Raw genomic sequence first — 18,139 nt, 5'->3', positions numbered from 1 at the left:
ATGTCCGATCACTGGCGGTATCCGGTCAGGAAGCGGCCGATACGGCTGATCGCCGCGTCGAGATCGTCAGCGTACGGGAGCGTGAGGATCCGGAAATGGTCGGGCCGGGGCCAGTTGAAGCCGGTGCCCTGGACGACCTGGATCTTCTCCCGGAGCAGCAGATCCAGCACGAACTTCTCGTCGTCGACGATGCGATGCACCTTGGGGTCGATGCGCGGGAACGCGTACAGCGCGCCCTTCGGCTTCACGCACGACACCCCCGGGATCTCGTTCAGCTTCTCCCAGGCGCGGTTGCGCTGCTCGTACAGCCTGCCCCCCGGCGCGACCAGCTCCCGGATCGACTGCCGGCCGCCGAGCGCCGCCTGGATGGCGTACTGCGCGGGCGCGTTGGGACACAGACGCATGGAGGCGAGCGTGTTCAGCCCCTCCAGATAGCCCCGGGCGTGCTGCTGCGGGCCCGAGACCACCATCCAGCCGGAGCGGAAGCCCGCCACGCGGTACGTCTTCGAGAGCCCGCTGAAGGTGAGGCAGACCAGGTCGGGGGCGAGGGCCGCCACGCCGTGGTGCTCGGCGTCGTCGTACAGGATCTGGTCGTAGATCTCGTCGGCGAAGACCATCAGACCGTGCCTGCGCGCCAGATCGAGGATGCCGTCGAGGATCTCGCGCGGGTAGACGGCGCCGGTCGGGTTGTTCGGGTTGATGATCACGACGGCCTTGGTGCGGTCGGTGATCTTCGCGGCCATGTCGGCGAGGTCGGGGTTCCAGTCCGACGCCTCGTCGCAGGTGTAGTGCACGGGCTTGCCGCCCGCGAGGGTCACCACGGCGGTCCACAACGGGTAGTCGGGGGAGGGCACGAGCACCTCGTCGCCGTCCTCCAGCAGCGCCTGGACGGCCATCGAGATCAGCTCGGAGACACCGTTGCCGAGGAAGATGTCGTCGACCCCGACATCCGGCAGCCCCATCGCCTGGTAGCGCTGCGCCACCGCCCGGCGGGCGGACAGGATGCCGCGCGAATCCGTGTAGCCATGGGCCTGCGGAAGCATCCGGATCATGTCCTGGACGACCTCCTCCGGCGCCTCGAAACCGAAGAGCGCGGGGTTGCCCGTGTTGAGGCGGAGCACGCTGTGGCCCGCCTCCTCCAGGGCGTTGGCGTGCTCGATGACCGGGCCCCGGATCTCGTAACAGACCTCGTCGAGCTTGCTGGACTGCCGGAATTCCATGCGGTGGCCTCCCCGACCTGATTGCGATACTTGGTTTTACCAAGCTCGGGCTTGGAAAGTCCAACAACATGTCTAGACTGCGTCGCATGCCACGTCAGCAACAGCCCGCAACGCGCCCGGCCCGCCGCCGGAGTTACGACCAGTTCTGTGCCGCCGCACGTGCCCTCGACTCCGTGGGTGACCGGTGGACCCTGCTGATTGTCCGTGAACTGCTGGCGGGCCCACGCCGCTACACCGACCTCCACGCCGATCTGCCGGGCGTCAGTACGGACGTGCTCGCCTCCCGGCTCAGGGACATGGAGCAGAGCGGTCTCGCCACCCGCCGCCGGCTTCCGCCGCCCGCCGCCGCCTCGGTCTACGAACTGACCGGCCGGGGCCACGCGCTGATGCCGGTGCTCGCCGCACTCGCCGAGTGGGGTGCGCCCGCGCTCGCCGAACGGCGGCCCACCGACGCGGTCCGGGCCCACTGGTTCGCCCTGCCCCTGCTGCGCGCGCTGGAGGGGCTGAGCCACGCCGGGACCGTCGAAGTGCACCTGGACGAGGGCGAGTTCCATGTGCGGGCCGGTGGTGCGGAGGGCGCGGCGGCCGTCTACGGGGACGGTCCGGCCGACCGCGCCGACGCGCGTATCACCCTCGACGTCGAGGTCTGCCTGGAGCTGGCGCGGGGCGGGCTCACCCTCGCCGAGGCCGTCGGGGGCGGGCGCGCCGAGGTGTCGGGCGACGGGCCGCTCGCCGCCGAGCTGCGTGGGGAGTGACGGACCGGCCGGGGCGCCGAGGGCCGGAGCGGTGTGCTCGCGCGCCGGTGTGCCCGTGGGATGCGCGGTGTCGCCGGGGCGCGAAGGGATACGCGCCGGTGGCCCCGTACGGCACCCGGGTGGTTTCGGGGCACCCGCTCCGCGCGGCCACGGGTGGCGGTCGGCCGGACGTCAGTTGGCGAGCGTCTCCCCGTAAGCCCCGAAGCCGGAGACCACCAGCCCGTCGCGGAAAATCAGCACCTCGCTGACCCGGCCGCCGATCTGGTTGCGGTAGTCGATCACCAGGGCGTGCACGCTGACCCGGACGTCCATCAGCTCGAACCGCAGCTCGGGGATGCGCTCCAGGCCCGTCGCCCAGTACGCGCGCAGCGCCTCCTTGCCGTGTACCGTGCCGGACGCGTCACCGGTCATCTGCGCGATGACGGGCGAACTGAACGTCACATCCTCGTGATAGTGCGTCAGAATGCGTTCCAGATCATGGGAGTTCCAGCCGTCCAGCCACTCGGCGGCGAACGTGCGGGCGAATTCGAGGTCCATGGGAAAGATCGTAGGACGCGAGGCCCCGGGGGAAGAGGCGTTCTCGAACGAGGGAGGCAGCAGCCATGAACGGGGAGGACCGCCGGGCCGCAACGGACGAGGGCGCACTCGATCCGGCACGCCGCGCCGCGTTCGCGCGGGAGCTGAGCCGGGCGCTCACCGCGCACTGCCCGGGTTCGAGGGCGGAGCCGCGAGGCTCGCTCGCCCGGGGGACAGCGGACGCGTACAGCGACATCGACCTCGCCTGGACCGTGCCCGGAGACCGGTTCGACGCCTGTGTCGCCGCGGTCCCGGAAGTGCTCCGAGCGGTACGGCCGCTGGATTCCCTGCGCACGGACCCGGAGTCGCGGAACTCCCGGGAGCGGCGGCTGGTCTTCGCCGCCTTCCGCGGGCTTCCGCTGTTCTGGCGCGTGGACCTGGAGATCGCGGCGACCCCGGCCGCCCCGGGCGAGGGGCGCGCGACCGCGCACGGAGACGACTGGTCGCCGTACGCGAGCGCGCTGGCCAACGCGGTCGCCGCGACGAAGGCCGTACTGCGCGGACAGCCGCAGAACGCCCGGGGGCTGCTGGAGCGCGGCCTCCGGCGCGCCGGAGCGCCGGACGGCCCGACCGGGCGGTGGTTCGACGACATCCGACGGCTCGCCGAGACGGCGGCGGCCCGCGAACCGGGCCTGAGCCCGCTCGCCGACCGGGTGCTGCGCCTGGCCGGGAGCCATCCGGCGGAGTTCCTGTGGTGGACGTTCTCCGCCGAGGTGCGCGAGCGCGTCGACGGACTGGTCGTGGCGGACCGGGCCGTGCAGGCCGTCCACGCCATGCGGGAGAGCGGCGTCGAACCGCGTCCGGGGCTGCACCTGTGCATGGACGTGCTGGCCGGGCGCCACCGTGCGCTCGTGGACCGCGTGGAGCCCCCGCCCCGCCTCGACGTGGACACCCTGGCCGCCGCGGCCGGCGCCCTGCCCCGCGCGCCCGTGGCCGTCGAGGCGGACCGGGACGGTGACACCCGGGGCTGGACCGTGGTGCTGAGCGCCGTGTCGTCGCCGCCGGGGGAGAACGTCGTGCTGGCCCGCTTCCTGATCGGCGCGGCGGGGACCGGCGAGGCGGTGCGGACGGGCCGGGAGCTGGCGGAGCGGCTCGGTATCCCGTTCCGCTTCGCCGTCCCCGACGAACCCGGTGCGGACGCCCCTCGCTGGCGGGACGGCCGGGACTGAGCACGGGCTCCGGCGCGGGCCCGGGAGGATGGTGGCCGGGACCGGGTGCGGGTCACCACCGCACCGCGACATGATGGTGCGGTGCGATTCGAAGCGATCACCTGGGAGCGGCTGGCGGAAGCCTTCGCCGCGCACGCCGACTCCCTCGGACCTGCGGACGGCGGACCCTGGCTGAAGCTCGCGGTCGACGGCGCCCCGGCGGCCCGTACCGGGGAACTGGCCGAGCGGGTCGCACAGGCGCTGCGGGTCCGGGGCCGGGCGGTGCTGGTCGTCCCCACCGAGGGGTTCCTGCGCCCGGCGAGCCTGCGGTACGAGTACGGCAAGGAGGACCCCGACTCGTACTACGACAGCTGGTTCGACACGGGCGCGCTGTGGCGCGAGGTCTTCGGACCGCTGGAGGCAGGAGGGAGCGGGCGGGTGCTGCCCGACCTCTGGGATCCGGTGACCGACCGGGCCACGCGCAGTCCCTACCGGCCGCTGCCCGAGGGCGGGGTACTGGTGGTGCACGGCCCGTTGCTTCTCGGCCACTGGTTCCCGTTCGACCTGAGCGTCCATCTGCGGCTGTCGCCGGGCGCGCTGCGGCGGCGCACCGAGGAGGCCGAGCGCTGGACCCTGCCCGCCTTCGCGCGGTACGAGGAGGAGACCGCGCCCGGCGACCGCGCGGACGCGGTGGTGCGGGCCGACGACCCGCTGCACCCGGCCTGGACCGGATGGTGCGGGCCGACGGCCTGAGGTTCCGGCCGTGGGGCGGGGAATCGTTTCTGCGGTCATGGGCGTGGGACGGGGGGATTGTTCCTGCGGTCGTCGTAGCCGAGGGGTGGGGGATCGTTTCCGCGGTCACGGGTCCGGCGTGTGGTCTCGTGGGCCGGGGCGGCCGCCCATGGTGGTGACCGCCTCGGCCCCCGCCCGGCAGCCCGCCGCCGTGGCCGTGGCGTCGTCCGCCCCCGCCAGGCACGCCGCGAGGAATCCGCCGGTGAATGCGTCGCCCGCCCCGGTCGAGTCCACCGCCCCGCGCACCCGGACGGCCGGAACGCGCCGGGTCACCGCGCCCGCTGTGGCGAGCAGCGCCCCGCCCTTGCCGAGCGTGACCACCACCCGGCCCGCCTGGAGGCTCAACTTGGCGGCGGCGTCGGCCGGTTCGGGCAGCCCGGTGAGCAGCCGGGCCTCGTCCGCGTTGGGCAGCAGCAGATCGGCGCCGTCCACGGCGGTCAGGAACCGGTCGACGCCCAGCTCGGCGAGGAAGCCCGCGGAGGCCGGATCGACACTCACCGGTATCCGTCGCCGCCGCGCCTCCCGCAGGGCGAGCAGGGCCGTCGCGCGGCTCGTCGCGGCGAAGAGGAGGTAGCCGGAGAGATGGAGATGGGCGACGCCGTCCAGCATCGACGGTGACCAGTCGTCGGGAGCCAGACGGAGCACGGCGCCGCTGTCGGTGAGGAAGGTGCGCTCGGCGGCGGAGTCGACGAGCGCGACGACGGTGGCGGTCGGCACGTCGTCGTCCACGGCCAGCAGGGAGCGCACCCCCGCCCGCCGGAGCGCGTCCCGGTGCCAGTCCGCGCTGTCGGCGCCGACCCGGGCCAGCAGCCGTACGTCGGCGCACCCCGAACGGGCCGCCCAGCAGGCGACGTTGGCGCCCGCTCCGCCGGGCAGGGTGCGGATCCGGGCCGGGGTGTCGGTGCCGTGGGCCAGCGCCGTTCCGTGCCGGGCCACCACGTCCGTGACCACGTCCCCGATGACGAGCAGGCCGCCACCGCTCATGCCCCGGCCGCCGGTTCCCGGGACGCGTCGGTCCAGGCGCCGGAGATCCGCGCGGCCAGTGACACGTTTCCGCGTACGGCGGCCAGATTGGCTTCGAGCGAGGCACCCCCGGTGCTCCGCATCAGCCGGTCCAGCAGGAACGGTGTGACGGCCTGGCCGGTCACACCGCGTTCCTGGCACTCCGCCAGGGCCTCGGCCAGCACCCGGTCGTGGAGCGCGGGATCCAACTGGTCGGCCACGGCGACGGGGTTGGCGACGATCAGCGCGGAACCCCCGCCGCCGAGCTCGTCCTGGGCCCGCATCACCGCCGCGACCTCCTCGGGCGTCCGCACCGTCCAGTCGACCGGCTCGCCCGAACTGGCCAGATAGAAACCGGGAAAACGGTCGGTGCCGTAACCGACCACCGGGACCCCCAGCGTCTCCAGCCGTTGCAGCGTCGCCGGGACGTCCAGGACCGACTTCACCCCCGCGCACACCACCGTGATCCCGGTCCGCGCGAGGAGCCGGAGGTCGGCGGACTCGTCCTGCGTCCGGGTCCATTCCCGGTGTACGCCGCCGAGGCCGCCGGTCGCGAAGACGCGTAGACCGGCACGGGCGGCCAGGAACGCCGTCGCGGACACGGTCGTCGCGCCGCTCGCGCCCGCCGCCAGCGCCGGAGCGAGGTCGCGGTGACCCAGCTTCCGCATCGCGGTGTCGCAGGCGACCCGCTCCAGCTGGGTCTTGTCCAGGCCGATGCGGGCCCTTCCGTCGAGCACGGCGATCGTCGCGGGCACCGCGCCCGCGGACCGTACGAGCCCTTCGAGTTCCTCGGCGACCCGCAGATTGCGGGGGCGCGGCAGGCCGTGGGCGATGATCGTCGACTCCAGGGCCACGACGGGGTGGTGCGTGGCGAGGGCCGCCCGTACCTCTGCGGAGAGGACGGGGGCGCAGGGGTGTGCGCCGTGCGACGCGTTCAATGACATGTCCACATCCCTGTCGCGGGTGCGCCCGCCTCAAACGTGCGGGCCGGGACGGCGGAACCACGTGGCCGGGATCGCACGGGTCCCGGGGCTGGTGGCTGAGGGCTCCTGAGCGGGGTAGCCGCCGGGTCCGGGGGCGGGGTGGGGTGATCGTCGGGGCCCCGGTGGGGTGGTCGTCGCCTCTCCGAAGCGGCGGGCCCGGGTTTCCTTCCGGCCGGTCGGGTACGACTCGGCGCATCCTGCCGCAGGGGCGCCTCCGGGCGGTCGCTAAGGTGACCGGCCATGACCACATTTGATCAAGCACCTGCCTCCTTCGCCGTGCACATTCCGGATGCCGAACTCGAACCGGAACCGCTCGACCCCGCGCAGATCGTCTCGGGCGAGCCCGTGGTGACCGGCAAGGTGCTCTGGGAGTCGCCCGACGGCAAGCAACTGCGCGGCATCTGGCAGATCACGCCCGGTGTGGTCACCGACACCGAGGCCAACGAGCTCTTCGTGGTCGTCAGCGGGCGGGCGACCGTGGCGGTCGAGGGCGGCGCGACGCTGGAGATCGGGCCGGGCGACGCCTGCGTGCTGCGGGAGGGCGACCGTACGACGTGGACGGTTCACGAGACACTGCGCAAGGCGTACCACATCAGTCTGTGACGCCCCGGGGCACTCAGACGTCGGGAACCTCGCGGACCTCGCGGACCTCGCGGACCTCGCGCGGAGGCTCGGGTGCGTCGACGGCATCGGCTGGACCGGTGGCGCCAGTGACCTCGGTGGCGCCGGCCGCGTCGCTTGTACCGGCTGTCCCCGTCGCGCCGGTGGCGTCGGTCGTGACGGCTGTACCGGACGCGGCGGGCGCCGCCGGTTCCGTGCGCCGGGAGAGCGCCCGGCGCAGCGCCAGCGCCGCCATCGGCAGCAGCAGACAGGCCCCGGCCACGTTCAGCCAGCCGTAGCTGGCACGGGCCACGACGACCCCGGCGACGGCTCCGCCGATGCCCGCCGCCGTGTTCATGGTCAGATCCGACAGGCCCTGCACGGCGGCGCGGGCCGCCTGCGGCACGGAGTCGGTGAGCAGCGCCGAACCGGCGACCAGCCCCGCCGACCAGCCGAGGCCGAGCGTGAAGAGACCGGCCGCCGTCTGCCCGTGGCTGGAACCGGCGGTTCCGGCGAGCAGCGCGGCACAGGAGAGCAGCCCGACCGCCAGACCGATCACGGCGAGCCGGCCGAAGCGGTCCGACAGCCAGCCCATCACCGGGGAGAACGCGTACATCCCCGCGATGTGGCCGCTGATGACCAGGCCGATCAGCTGGAGCCCGGCGCCGTGATGGCCCAGGTCGACCGGGGTCATCACCATGATCGAGACCATCGCGGTGTGCGAGACGGCCACCGTCACCAGCGCCAGCCGTGCCATCGGCGAGGCCCGGACCGCCGCGACCCCGGCCCGCAGCGAGCGGCCGGCCGGTGACCCGTCGCCCTGCGGTGCCAGCGCCCGCGCTGTGAGCAGCGGGTCCGGCCGCAGCAGCACCCCGACCACCACGGCGGCCAGCAGGAAGATCCCGGCCGCGAAGACGAACGGGCCCGCCTTCTCCGATATCGCGGTGCCGCGGAAGAGACGGCCCACCGGGGCGGCGATGTTCGGCCCGAGGACCGAGCCGATCGTGGTGGCCCAGATGACGGTGGAGATCGCCCGGCCGCGCCGGTCCGGCTCGGCCAGGTCCGCGGCGGCGAACCGGGCCTGCAGATTGGCCGAGGAACCCGCGCCGAACCCGGCCATGCCGAGGAGCAGCAGCGGGAAGCTCTCCACGAGGGTGGACAGGACCACGAGTCCCGCACCGAGCGCACCGATCACATACGCCAGTACGAGACCGGGGCGCCGGCCGCGCGAGGTCATCAGCGCGGCGAGCGGCAGTGAGAGCAGCGCGGTCCCGGTCACGGAGGCGGTCGGGGCCAGTCCGGACAGCGCCTCGGTGCCGCTCACCTCGGTGGCCAGCACGGGCGCCAGGGCGATGCCGATGGGCACGCCGAGGCCGCCGAGTATCTGGCTGCCGATGAGCACCGCGGACGTTCTGCGCCGCAGTGCGGGCAGCCCGTCCGCCGGAACCCGGGCCGCGGGACCGCCGGGCCCGGTGGGGGTGTCAGGTGCGTCGAGGGTGTTGGTCACTGGCGCAGTGTGCCAGCCCGCACACGGGTACGAAACCGGGTCCGGGCCGGGTGGGCCCGGTCCCGTCCCGGCGTGCGAGCGAACCCACCCGGGGCCCGGCGCCTTCGGCCGACCGGCCGGGGCAGCACCGCCCACCTCGTAACGTCGGCAGGGCGGCACCGCCGCAGAGAACGACATCGGCTGGGCGGCACTGCCGTGGAGAACAACAGTGACTGGGCAGCACCGCCATCGGGAACACGACATCGGCTGGGCAGCGCCGCGCAGAGAACGACAACGGCTGGGCAGCACCGCCGTGGAGAACGAGATCGGCTGGGTGGCACCTCCATGCCTCCACGGAGAACGACACCGGCTGGACGCGGCGCCATGAGGAACAACAGCGCCGGGCAGCACCGCCCGTCAGAACAACGGCTGGGGCAGCACGCCCTCCAGGGCCAGCAGCTGCCGCTTGGTCTCCAGGCCTCCGCCGAAACCACCGAGCCCGCCGTCGCTCTCCACCACCCGGTGGCACGGCACCACCACCGGCAGTGGGTTGGACGCCATGGCCACCCCGACCGCCTGGGCGGCCTTCGGCTGTCCCACTCGCCCGGCGAGCTCCCCGTACCCGACGACCGTCCCGTACGGCACCCCGGACGCCAGCTCGCGGAGCACCTGGCGGTTGAAGCCGGATGTCAGCGACCAGTCCAGACCGAGCGAGAATTCCCGCGAGGAGCCCGCGAAGTACGCCGCCAGCTGGCGTATCGGCTCGGCGAGCCGGGCGGAGCCGGGACTCTCCACCGGCTCCGTGCCGAACCGTGCCCTCAGCCTGTCGACCGCCTTCTCCCGTACGTCGGGGCGCGCGTGGAAGACCACGCTCACCAGACCCGACCCGGTGGCGGCAAGGAGCAGCGGGCCGATGTCGCTCCCGACGACGGCCCACTCGACGACCCCGACCCCGTTGCTGTCCATGGGAACCACCGTACGGCCGGGCACTGACAACCGTCCCCGGCCCGTTTCCATTTCGGCCCCGGCCCCGGCCCCGGCCTCGGCCGGTCTCCTCCCCGTCCCGGCTTCCCCGGCCCCGGGTCAGCGCGTGGCTTCGCGCACCACGTCGGGGGTGTTGGTGATGATCCCGTCCACGCCGAGGCCCGCCACCTTCGTGGCGGTCTCCGCGTCGTTGACCGTCCAGGTGTTGACCCGGAGCCTCTTGCCGTGCGGGCCCTTCAGCGCGTGCACCGCGTCCACGTAGTCGGCGGAGACCGAGGTGTGGGCGGGGTTGATCTGGTCGGTGAAGGCCGCGTACGACGGCAGTTCGGCCACCGTCGGGGCGCCGAGGAAGCCGGTCGTGATGTCCGGGCGCAGCTGGTGCACCTTCTTCACGCTGTCCGCGCCGAAGCTCTGGATCACGAGCCGGTTCTTCACGTGGGCGCGGTCGAGCCAGCCCTTCTGGCGCAGCACCCGAAGGGTCTCCTTCTCGATGCCCGGGTAGATCTCCGGGCTCTTGATCTCCAGCAGCAGCTTCTGCCGGTTGCGCTCCACCCGGTCCAGGTACTGCTTGAGCGTGGGCACCCGGGCCCCGGCGAACCGCGGACCGAACCAGCTGCCCGCGTCCAGCCGGGCGATCTCCGCCGCAGTGAAGTCCTTGACCGCCCACGAGGTCCGGTCCGGGAAGACCTCCTCGACGTCCGTGGTCCGCTTCAGATCGGTGTCGTGCACGACCACCAGCACACCGTCCTTGGTGAACTGGACGTCGTTCTCCACCCAGTCGAAGCCGAGCGCGTCGGCCTTGTCGACGGCGGCCAGGGTGTTCTCCGGCGCGTAGGCCGAGGCGCCCCGGTGGGCGAAGACGACGGGCGCGGTCCGCTTCGCGTGCGTGGTCAGGGCGCTCATGGTGCTGACGCCGGTGACCGCGGTGACGTGCCCGGCCCCGGCCCCGGCCCTGTCCGGGGTCCGCGTGTCGGCGGTCGACATCAGGACGGCGCCGGTGCCCATCAGCGCGGCGGCGGCGAGGGCGGCGGTGGCGGTGCGTGCGTACACGGGTACTCCTTGCGTCAGAGTTGCGGACGGGCCGAGAGTGACAGCCGCGACCCAACGGGGGACAGGCGAAGGATGGCCACAACGTGAACGCGGCCGACGACACCGGGTCACGGGCCGGATTCCTGCTCGATAAAATGCAGCTCTTCTGTTTGTTTGCCGGGACTCGCGCCTTAGGGTCACCCCGAACCCGGGCTTCCGCGAAGGGCGTACGAGCATGCAGGGCACGATCGACGGTTTCGGCTACGGAGCGGTGACGCCCGTCGCGGCCTTCCTCATGGCCTGCCTCGGCGCGGCCCTGGGGCTGCGCTGTACGAACCGCTCGCTGCGCACGGAGCGTTCCTTCAAAGCCGGCTGGCTGGCCCTCGGCGCGACCTCCATCGGCTCCGGCATATGGACGATGCACTTCATCGCGATGATGGGCTTCTCCGTCGAGGGCGTGACCGTCCGCTACGACAAGCCGATCACCTTCGCCAGCCTCGCGGTCGCCGTGGGCATGGTCGGCGTCGGCATCTTCATCGTCGGCTACCGCGGCGCCACCAGAATGGCCCTGGTGACGGGCGGGACCATCACCGGACTCGCCATGGCCACCATGCACTACCTGGGTATGGCCGGAATAAGCCTCGAAGGACAGCTCGAATACGACACGCTCACCGTGTCCCTCTCCGTCGTCATCGCCGTGGTGGCCGCCACGACCGCCCTCTGGGCGGCCGTCTCCGTCAAAGGCTTCCTGCCCAGCCTCGGAGCCAGCGTCGTCATGGGCGTCGCGGTGAGCGGCATGCACTACACCGGCATGGCCGCGCTCAGCGTCCATCTGCACCCCGGCGCCCTCCCCGACAACACCGCCGCCGACGGGACGACCGCGCCGCTCGTGCCGCTGCTGATCGGCCCCGGCTGCTTCCTGCTCCTCGCCGCGGTGGTCGTGATGTTCGATCCGCTGATGGTGATGGGCAGCCCGGACTGGAACGACCCCAGGGCCCTGAACGGGACCGGCCGGCCCCCCGGCATCCCGGCCCAGCGGCAGGTGCCGCGGTTCGGCACACACGCCGACCCGGCGTCGTTCCACTCCCGGCCGCGCGACCCCGCGCCGCCGGGAGAACGCTGACCCCGACCCGGCAGACGGCCGATCCGCCCCGGTGGACAGGCCGATCCGGCCCGGCGCGCGGGCCGGGCAGACCCGGTTGTCAGTGGTGGGTCGTACGGTGGTTCCATGCGGCCCGTTTCGAAGATCGAACGTTCGGTGGCGCCTTTCGAGGTCGTCAGTCCCTACCAGCCCAGCGGCGACCAGCCCGCGGCCATCGCCGAGCTGGAGCGGCGCATCCGCGCCGACGAGAAGGACGTCGTCCTGCTCGGAGCGACCGGCACCGGCAAATCGGCGACCACCGCGTGGATGATCGAGAAGCTGCAGCGCCCCACGCTCGTGATGGCGCCCAACAAGACGCTCGCCGCCCAGCTGGCGAACGAGTTCCGCGAGCTGCTGCCCAACAACGCCGTCGAGTACTTCGTCTCGTACTACGACTACTACCAGCCCGAGGCGTACGTCCCGCAGTCGGACACCTACATCGAGAAGGACTCCTCGATCAACGAGGAGGTCGAGCGGCTGCGCCACTCCGCGACGAATTCGCTGCTCACCCGGCGCGATGTCGTCGTGGTCGCCTCCGTCTCCTGCATCTACGGCCTCGGTACGCCCCAGGAGTACGTGGACCGCATGGTCCAGCTCAAGGTCGGCGAGGAGATCGACCGGGACCAGCTGCTGCGCCGCTTCGTCGAGATCCAGTACACCCGCAACGACCTCGCGTTCACCCGCGGCACCTTCCGGGTCCGCGGCGACACCATCGAGATCTTCCCGGTCTACGAGGAGCTCGCCGTCCGCATCGAGATGTTCGGCGACGAGATCGAGGCACTCTCCACCCTCCACCCGCTCACCGGCGAGGTGATCAGCGAGGACCAGTCCCTCCACGTCTTCCCCGCCAGCCACTACGTCGCGGGTCCCGAACGCATGGAGAAGGCGGTCACCGGCATCGAGCAGGAGCTGGAGCAGCGCCTCGCCGAGCTGGAGAAGCAGGGCAAGCTGCTGGAGGCCCAGCGGCTGCGGATGCGCACCACGTACGACATCGAGATGCTCCGCCAGATCGGCACCTGCTCCGGCGTCGAGAACTACTCGATGCACTTCGACGGCCGCTCGCCGGGCACCGCCCCCAACACCCTCCTCGACTACTTCCCCGAGGACTTCCTCCTCGTCCTCGACGAGTCGCACGTCACCGTGCCGCAGATCGGCGCCATGTACGAGGGCGACGCCTCCCGCAAGCGCACCCTCGTCGACCACGGCTTCCGGCTCCCCTCCGCGCTCGACAACCGCCCGCTGAAGTGGGAGGAGTTCCTGAGCCGGATCAACCAGACCGTCTACCTCTCCGCCACCCCCGGGAAGTACGAGCTGTCCCGGGGCGAGGGCTTCGTGGAGCAGATCATCCGCCCCACGGGCCTCGTCGACCCGGAAGTGGTCGTCAAGCCCACCGAGGGCCAGATCGACGACCTGGTCCACGAGATCCGCACCCGCGCCGAGAAGGACGAGCGGGTCCTGGTCACCACCCTCACCAAGAAGATGGCCGAGGACCTCACCGACTACTTCCTGGAGCTCGGCATCCAGGTCCGCTATCTGCACAGCGACGTCGACACGCTGCGCCGCATCGAGCTGCTGCGCGAACTGCGCTCCGGCGAGTACGACGTACTGGTCGGCATCAACCTGCTGCGCGAGGGCCTCGACCTGCCCGAGGTGTCGCTCGTCGCCATCCTCGACGCGGACAAGCAGGGCTTCCTGCGCTCGGGCACGTCCCTGATCCAGACCATCGGCCGTGCCGCCCGTAACGTCTCGGGCCAGGTCCATATGTACGCGGACAAGATCACCCCGGCCATGGCACAGGCCATCGACGAGACCAACCGCCGCCGCGAGAAGCAGATCGCCTACAACACCGAGCGCGGTCTCGACCCGCAGCCGCTGCGGAAGAAGATCAACGACATCGTCGCGACGATCGCCCGCGAGGAGGTCGACACCGAGCAGCTGCTCGGCACCGGCTACCGCCAGGCCAAGGGCGCCAAGGCCCCCGTGCCCGCGCTGGGCACCAAGGCGGCCGGATCCAGGAAGGCCGAGGGAGGCGGCGGAGCGGTCACCGACCGGCCCGCCACCGAACTCGCCGGGATCATCGAGGAGATGACCGACCGGATGCGGGCGGCCGCCGCGGACCTCCAGTTCGAGGTGGCGGCTCGACTGCGCGACGAGGTCGGGGAGTTGAAGAAGGAGCTGCGCCAGATGCGGGAAGCGGGGCTCGCCTGAGCCCGTCGCACCCGGTGTGTTGCAGAACCGACACAAAACGGCCCCGAGCGGTCGCGTCGCCGACGCGACTGCGTAGGGTGCTGGGAAACCGCGCACGGACGGTTGCGGGGAAAGCGGAGAGGGGACAGCGCGTGACGGTCAATATGACCAAGGGTCAGGCCATCAGCCTGCAGAAGAGCGACGGGGGGACCCTGACCGCGGTACGGATGGGGCTCGGCTGGCAGGCGGCACCGCGCCGGGGCCTGTTCGGTTCGCGTACGCGGGAGATCGACCTCGACGCGTCGGCGGTGCTCTTCGCCGACAAGCAGCCGGTCGATGTGGTCTTCTTCCGCCACCTCGTCAGTGACGACGGCTCGGTCAAGCACACCGGGGACAACCTGGTCGGCGGCGCCGGTTCCGGCGGCGACGACGAGGCGATCCTCGTCGACCTGCAGCGGGTGCCGGTCCACATCGACCAGATCGTCTTCACGGTGAACTCCTTCACCGGCCAGACGTTCCAGGAGGTCCAGAACGCCTTCTGCCGCATCGTCGACGAGACCAACGGCCAGGAACTCGCCCGCTACACGCTGGACGGCGGCGGGCAGTACACCGCGCAGATCATGGCGAAGGTGCACCGCTCGGGGAACGCCTGGCAGATGACGGCCCTCGGCAACCCGGCCAACGGCCGCACCTTCCAGGACCTGATGCCGGCGATCCTGCCGCACCTGTAGCCAGGTCCCGGCCACGCCGGTACACATCGGTACGCGCAGCTCCCGGAGGCATCGGCCGCCGGGAGCTGCATCACATCGCGACGCGCATGTCGCACCAGCACCGCAGAGCAGAGCGCAGCAGCGCATCGTCGAGGGGACAGGGCAATGACGGCCGAGCTGGTCCGGGGGCAGAACCACACCTTGCCCCAGACCCGTCTGGAGATCCGGGTATCGGCCGGCACGCCCGTCGTGGCCGGCGCCACGCTGGGGGACGAGAACGGCACGGTGCGCGGCACCGAATGGATCGCCCACCCGGGATCGCCCCGGCTCCCCGGGATCGAGGTGTCCGGGCAGGCAGCCGCCGACCACCGGCTCGCCGTGGACCTCGACGCCCTGCCCGCCCCGGTGCACCGGGTCACGGTCCTGCTGGCCCTGCCGACGGGAGTCGGCGGCCCGGTACGGTTCGGCGCGGTCGCGGCCCCCTTCGTCTCCGTCACCGGACTCGACGGCACCGAGATCGCCACCTTCACCCTCACCGGCCTGGACACCGAATCCGCCGTCGCCGCCCTGGAGCTCTACCGCCGTCAGGGCGCCTGGAAGGTGCGTGCCGTCGGCCAGGGCTACGCGGGCGGCCTCGACGCCATGCTCGCCGACCAGGGCCTCTCCGGCGCCGCCGAGCTGGCCCGCTCCATCCAGGACGCGGTCACCCGGGCGACGGCCCGCTCGGTCACCCCGCCCCCGCCGCGCACCCCGGACGCCGACCGGGTCGGATCCGGCGCCGGTCCCGTACCGCCCCCGGACGTTCCGCGGACCGCGGCACAGCCACCCGAGCCGCTCGCGGAGCCCGCCACCCCGCCGTCCGCCGCCACGTCCGGCGGGCCCATCGACTACGCGCACCCGCGCCGCCGGACCACCGCGCCCCCGCCGCCCCCGCCCACCGCGCCGCCCGCCGAGCCGGGCCGCCCCGCACAGCCCGTCGCCGGGGACGCCACCGGCTGGTCCATGGACGAGCGCCTCTACAACCAGATCTGGGGCATGTTCGAGGACCTGGCCCGCACCACCGCCGCCTACCGCAGCGCCGTCGACTTCGCCGAGTCCCGCATGGAGCAGGAGCTCGAACGCACCCTGTCCGACCCGCGCAGCCGGATCGGCGGCGCGGCGGACCGGGCCCGCGCGCAGGCCCGCACCAAGCGCGACGAGCTGACCACCCGGGCGCGCGAGGCCCTCGACCGCGACCTCGCCCAGCTGGCCGCCGAGGCGGCCGTGGTGGAACCCGCGCTGCCCACCCCGTTCGCGGGCTGGGACAACCCCGTCTGGCACGCCTACCGCGTCCCGATGGAGATCCCCATGGCGCTGCGCATCGGCGACCTCCACCTGCCCGAGAACCCCGGCCTGCGCATCCCGTTGCTGGTCCGGCTGCCGCTGGAGCGCGGGATCTGGGTCGACAGCGGCCGCACGTCCTCGGAGGACGCGGCCCTGACGGACGCCGCCCGGCTGCGCGTCCTCGCCATGGAGACCGCGGTCGCGCACGCGGCCCGGCTGCTGGCGGTCTACCCGGCAGACGAGTTCTCGGTCCATGTCATCGACCCCGCGGGCTCGGCGGCCGGGGCGCTCGCCCCCCTCGTCCGCTCCGGAGCGCTCGCCGGTCCGCCCGCCGCCGGGGCCGGGGGCGTGGCCTCGGTCCTGGCCCGGCTCACCCGGCGCGTCGACCTGGTGCAGATGGCGATCCGGGCGGGCGCCGCCGACTCCCTCCCGCCGGATCTGGACACCGGTGAGCAGCTGCTGATCGTCAACGACTTCCCACACGGCTTCGACGACCGGGCCGTCACCCAGCTGCGCTACCTCGCCGACGAGGGGCCCTCGGTCGGCGTCCACCTGATGATGGTGGCGGACCGGGAGGACGCCAGGGCGTACGGGCCGGTGCTCGATCCGCTGTGGCGTTCGCTGCTGCGGGTCACCCCGGTCGCCGACGACCACCTGGCCGACCCCTGGGTGGGGCACGCCTGGACGTACGAGCCGTCGCGGATACCGCCGGGCAGCCGGGTCCTGGAGCAGGTGCTCGCCCAGGTGGCCGCGGCCCGCCGCCCCCGGCAACCCTGAGCCGGGCGCATCGGCTTCCCCTGTTAACACCCCTCTGGCCTGCGTGTTTGAAAGATCTTTACCCTGCTCTTTACCTTTCCTTGGGATTCCCTGTACTGTTCTTTGAACGGAGGGGAGTACTCCCGTACGCGGCGTTCCCGTCAATACGGACCGTGACCGGTCCCGGGGCGCCGGCCCGAGGCGCACATCCCGTGCGCCCGGGTGGAAGAGACCTCCGGCAGCGACGACGCTGATCAGTAGCCGTAGCGAACTGCCGGAGGCGCAGTGGACGTTTCATGGACCCTCTGGGTGCTGACCATTCTTGGTCTGTCAGCCCTCATCGCCGTCGACTTCTTCATCGGGCGCAAGCCCCATGACGTGACGACCAAGGAAGCCGGAATCTGGACGATCGTCTGGATCGCCCTGGCCGTCCTCTTCGGGCTCGGCCTGCTGCTCTTCGGCGAGAGCCAGGCCTCCGGCGAGTTCTTCGCGGGCTTCATCACCGAGAAGTCGCTCAGCGTCGACAACCTCTTCGTCTTCGTCCTGATCATGGCGAAGTTCTCGGTCCCCTCACACCTCCAGCAGCGGGTGCTGCTGATCGGCGTGCTGATCGCGCTGGTGCTGCGGGCGGTCTTCATCGCCGCCGGCGCCGCCGTGATCGCCAACTTCTCGTGGGTCTTCTACATCTTCGGCGCGTTCCTGATCTACACCGCCTGGAAGCTCATCCAGGAGGCGCGGGCCGACGAGGAAGAGGAGGAGTTCGAGGAGAACCGCCTCCTCAAGACGATCGAGCGCCGCTTCGGGGTGGCCGACCGCTACCACGGCACCAAGCTCTTCATCCGGAACAACGGCAAGCGCGTCCTGACACCGCTGATGGTCGTCATGCTCGCCATCGGCACCACCGATGTGCTGTTCGCCCTGGACTCCATCCCGGCGATCTTCGGCCTGACCCAGGACCCGTACATCGTCTTCACCGCCAACGCCTTCGCCCTGATGGGGCTGCGGCAGCTGTACTTCCTGATCGGCGGACTGCTGAAGAAGCTGGTGCACCTGAGCTACGGACTCTCGGTCATCCTCGGCTTCATCGGCGTGAAGCTGGTGCTGCACGCGCTCCACGAGTCCGGTGTGCACGTTCCCGAGATCTCCATCCCGGTGTCCCTCGGTGTCATCTGCGGCGTGCTGGTGATCACCACGATCACCAGCCTCGTCGCCAACAAGAAGCAGGCCCGGACGGAATCGGACGGGGAGGCGGACAAGGCCGCGGGCAAGGGCGCCGGCATCGACGCCTGACCCCGGCGGACGGCCGGACACCCGGCCGTCCCGCAGGACGGGAACCGGCACCGGCCGGGGGGGGGGGGGGGGGCCCCCCCCCCCCCCCCCCCCGGCGCCCCCCCCCCCCCCCCCCCCCCCCCCCCCCCCGGGGCGCCCCGGGCCGCCCCGCGGCCCC

16 protein-coding genes are annotated in these 18,139 nt (G+C 72.3%); 9 read left to right on the top strand and 7 right to left on the bottom strand.

Annotation, left to right across the window (positions count from 1 at the left end):
* Positions 1 to 8 precede the first annotated feature (8 nt).
* Positions 9 to 1,220 carry a pyridoxal phosphate-dependent aminotransferase gene (locus tag ACFVFH_RS00810; protein ID WP_383761503.1) on the bottom strand — a complete coding sequence of 404 codons (1,212 nt, stop codon included), beginning with the start codon at positions 1,218 to 1,220 and terminating at the stop codon, positions 9 to 11.
* Between the two features lie 86 nt (positions 1,221 to 1,306).
* Between ACFVFH_RS00810 and ACFVFH_RS00805 the strand changes: the two genes are divergently transcribed.
* Positions 1,307 to 1,975 (top strand): winged helix-turn-helix transcriptional regulator, encoded by a 669-nt coding sequence (locus tag ACFVFH_RS00805; RefSeq protein WP_383761501.1) that lies wholly within the window; start codon positions 1,307 to 1,309, stop codon positions 1,973 to 1,975.
* A gap of 171 nt (positions 1,976 to 2,146) precedes the next feature.
* On the opposite strand, the gene ACFVFH_RS00800 is transcribed toward ACFVFH_RS00805, so the two are convergent.
* A complete protein-coding gene (locus tag ACFVFH_RS00800) occupies positions 2,147 to 2,512 on the bottom strand; it encodes a nuclear transport factor 2 family protein (protein ID WP_383761498.1) in 366 nt (121 codons plus the stop codon).
* A gap of 65 nt (positions 2,513 to 2,577) precedes the next feature.
* Here ACFVFH_RS00800 and ACFVFH_RS00795 point away from each other — a divergent pair, with 65 nt between their 5' ends.
* Entirely contained in the window at positions 2,578 to 3,720 is a 1,143-nt protein-coding gene (locus tag ACFVFH_RS00795; RefSeq protein WP_383761495.1) for a hypothetical protein, read from the top strand.
* Between the two features lie 81 nt (positions 3,721 to 3,801).
* A complete protein-coding gene (locus ACFVFH_RS00790; protein WP_383761492.1) occupies positions 3,802 to 4,452 on the top strand; it encodes a uridine kinase in 651 nt (216 codons plus the stop codon).
* Between the two features lie 105 nt (positions 4,453 to 4,557).
* Here ACFVFH_RS00790 and ACFVFH_RS00785 read toward each other — a convergent pair whose 3' ends face one another.
* Together ACFVFH_RS00785 and ACFVFH_RS00780 are read right to left on the bottom strand one after the other, a co-directional pair.
* A complete protein-coding gene (locus ACFVFH_RS00785) occupies positions 4,558 to 5,475 on the bottom strand; it encodes a carbohydrate kinase family protein (RefSeq protein WP_383761490.1) in 918 nt (305 codons plus the stop codon).
* Positions 5,472 to 6,437, bottom strand: coding sequence for a pseudouridine-5'-phosphate glycosidase (locus ACFVFH_RS00780; RefSeq protein WP_383761487.1), 966 nt, complete (start codon positions 6,435 to 6,437; stop codon positions 5,472 to 5,474). Before ACFVFH_RS00780 ends, ACFVFH_RS00785 begins: the two co-directional genes overlap by 4 nt.
* A 279-nt stretch (positions 6,438 to 6,716) precedes the next feature.
* Here ACFVFH_RS00780 and ACFVFH_RS00775 point away from each other — a divergent pair, with 279 nt between their 5' ends.
* Complete coding sequence (locus tag ACFVFH_RS00775) at positions 6,717 to 7,079, top strand: cupin domain-containing protein (protein WP_329199688.1); 363 nt, start codon at positions 6,717 to 6,719, stop codon at positions 7,077 to 7,079.
* A gap of 13 nt (positions 7,080 to 7,092) precedes the next feature.
* Here the strand turns inward: ACFVFH_RS00775 and ACFVFH_RS00770 are convergent, their stop codons facing one another.
* From ACFVFH_RS00770 to ACFVFH_RS00760, 3 genes are all read right to left on the bottom strand, one after another.
* Positions 7,093 to 8,583 (bottom strand): MFS transporter, encoded by a 1,491-nt coding sequence (locus tag ACFVFH_RS00770; RefSeq protein WP_383761484.1) that lies wholly within the window; start codon positions 8,581 to 8,583, stop codon positions 7,093 to 7,095.
* Between the two features lie 396 nt (positions 8,584 to 8,979).
* On the bottom strand, positions 8,980 to 9,528 hold the full coding sequence (locus tag ACFVFH_RS00765) for a methylated-DNA--[protein]-cysteine S-methyltransferase (protein WP_383761482.1): 549 nt from the start codon (positions 9,526 to 9,528) through the stop codon (positions 8,980 to 8,982).
* A gap of 117 nt (positions 9,529 to 9,645) precedes the next feature.
* Positions 9,646 to 10,596 carry a glycerophosphodiester phosphodiesterase gene (locus ACFVFH_RS00760; protein ID WP_383761479.1) on the bottom strand — a complete coding sequence of 317 codons (951 nt, stop codon included), beginning with the start codon at positions 10,594 to 10,596 and terminating at the stop codon, positions 9,646 to 9,648.
* A gap of 214 nt (positions 10,597 to 10,810) precedes the next feature.
* Here ACFVFH_RS00760 and ACFVFH_RS00755 point away from each other — a divergent pair, with 214 nt between their 5' ends.
* The 5 genes from ACFVFH_RS00755 to ACFVFH_RS00735 all read left to right on the top strand — a co-directional run bounded on the left by ACFVFH_RS00755 (position 10,811) and on the right by ACFVFH_RS00735 (position 17,982).
* Positions 10,811 to 11,698 (top strand): MHYT domain-containing protein, encoded by an 888-nt coding sequence (locus ACFVFH_RS00755; protein ID WP_383761476.1) that lies wholly within the window; start codon positions 10,811 to 10,813, stop codon positions 11,696 to 11,698.
* Between the two features lie 105 nt (positions 11,699 to 11,803).
* A complete protein-coding gene (uvrB, locus tag ACFVFH_RS00750) occupies positions 11,804 to 13,924 on the top strand; it encodes an excinuclease ABC subunit UvrB (RefSeq protein ID WP_383761473.1) in 2,121 nt (706 codons plus the stop codon).
* A gap of 131 nt (positions 13,925 to 14,055) precedes the next feature.
* The gene (locus ACFVFH_RS00745; protein ID WP_362443411.1) at positions 14,056 to 14,634 is read left to right on the top strand and encodes a TerD family protein; all 579 of its coding nucleotides are present in this window, start codon (positions 14,056 to 14,058) and stop codon (positions 14,632 to 14,634) included.
* Positions 14,635 to 14,778: 144 nt separating this feature from the next.
* Positions 14,779 to 16,713, top strand: a complete 1,935-nt coding sequence (locus ACFVFH_RS00740) for a TerD family protein (protein WP_383761470.1) — start codon at positions 14,779 to 14,781, stop codon at positions 16,711 to 16,713.
* Between the two features lie 264 nt (positions 16,714 to 16,977).
* Complete coding sequence (locus ACFVFH_RS00735; protein WP_383761467.1) at positions 16,978 to 17,982, top strand: TerC family protein; 1,005 nt, start codon at positions 16,978 to 16,980, stop codon at positions 17,980 to 17,982.
* Positions 17,983 to 18,139 lie beyond the last annotated feature (157 nt).

This window comes from Streptomyces sp. NPDC057697, from assembly GCF_042799335.1.
In the GTDB taxonomy this organism is placed as follows: domain Bacteria; phylum Actinomycetota; class Actinomycetes; order Streptomycetales; family Streptomycetaceae; genus Streptomyces.
Note: the sequence above shows the minus strand (reverse complement) of the source record. Positions and strands in the feature narration are given on the sequence as shown.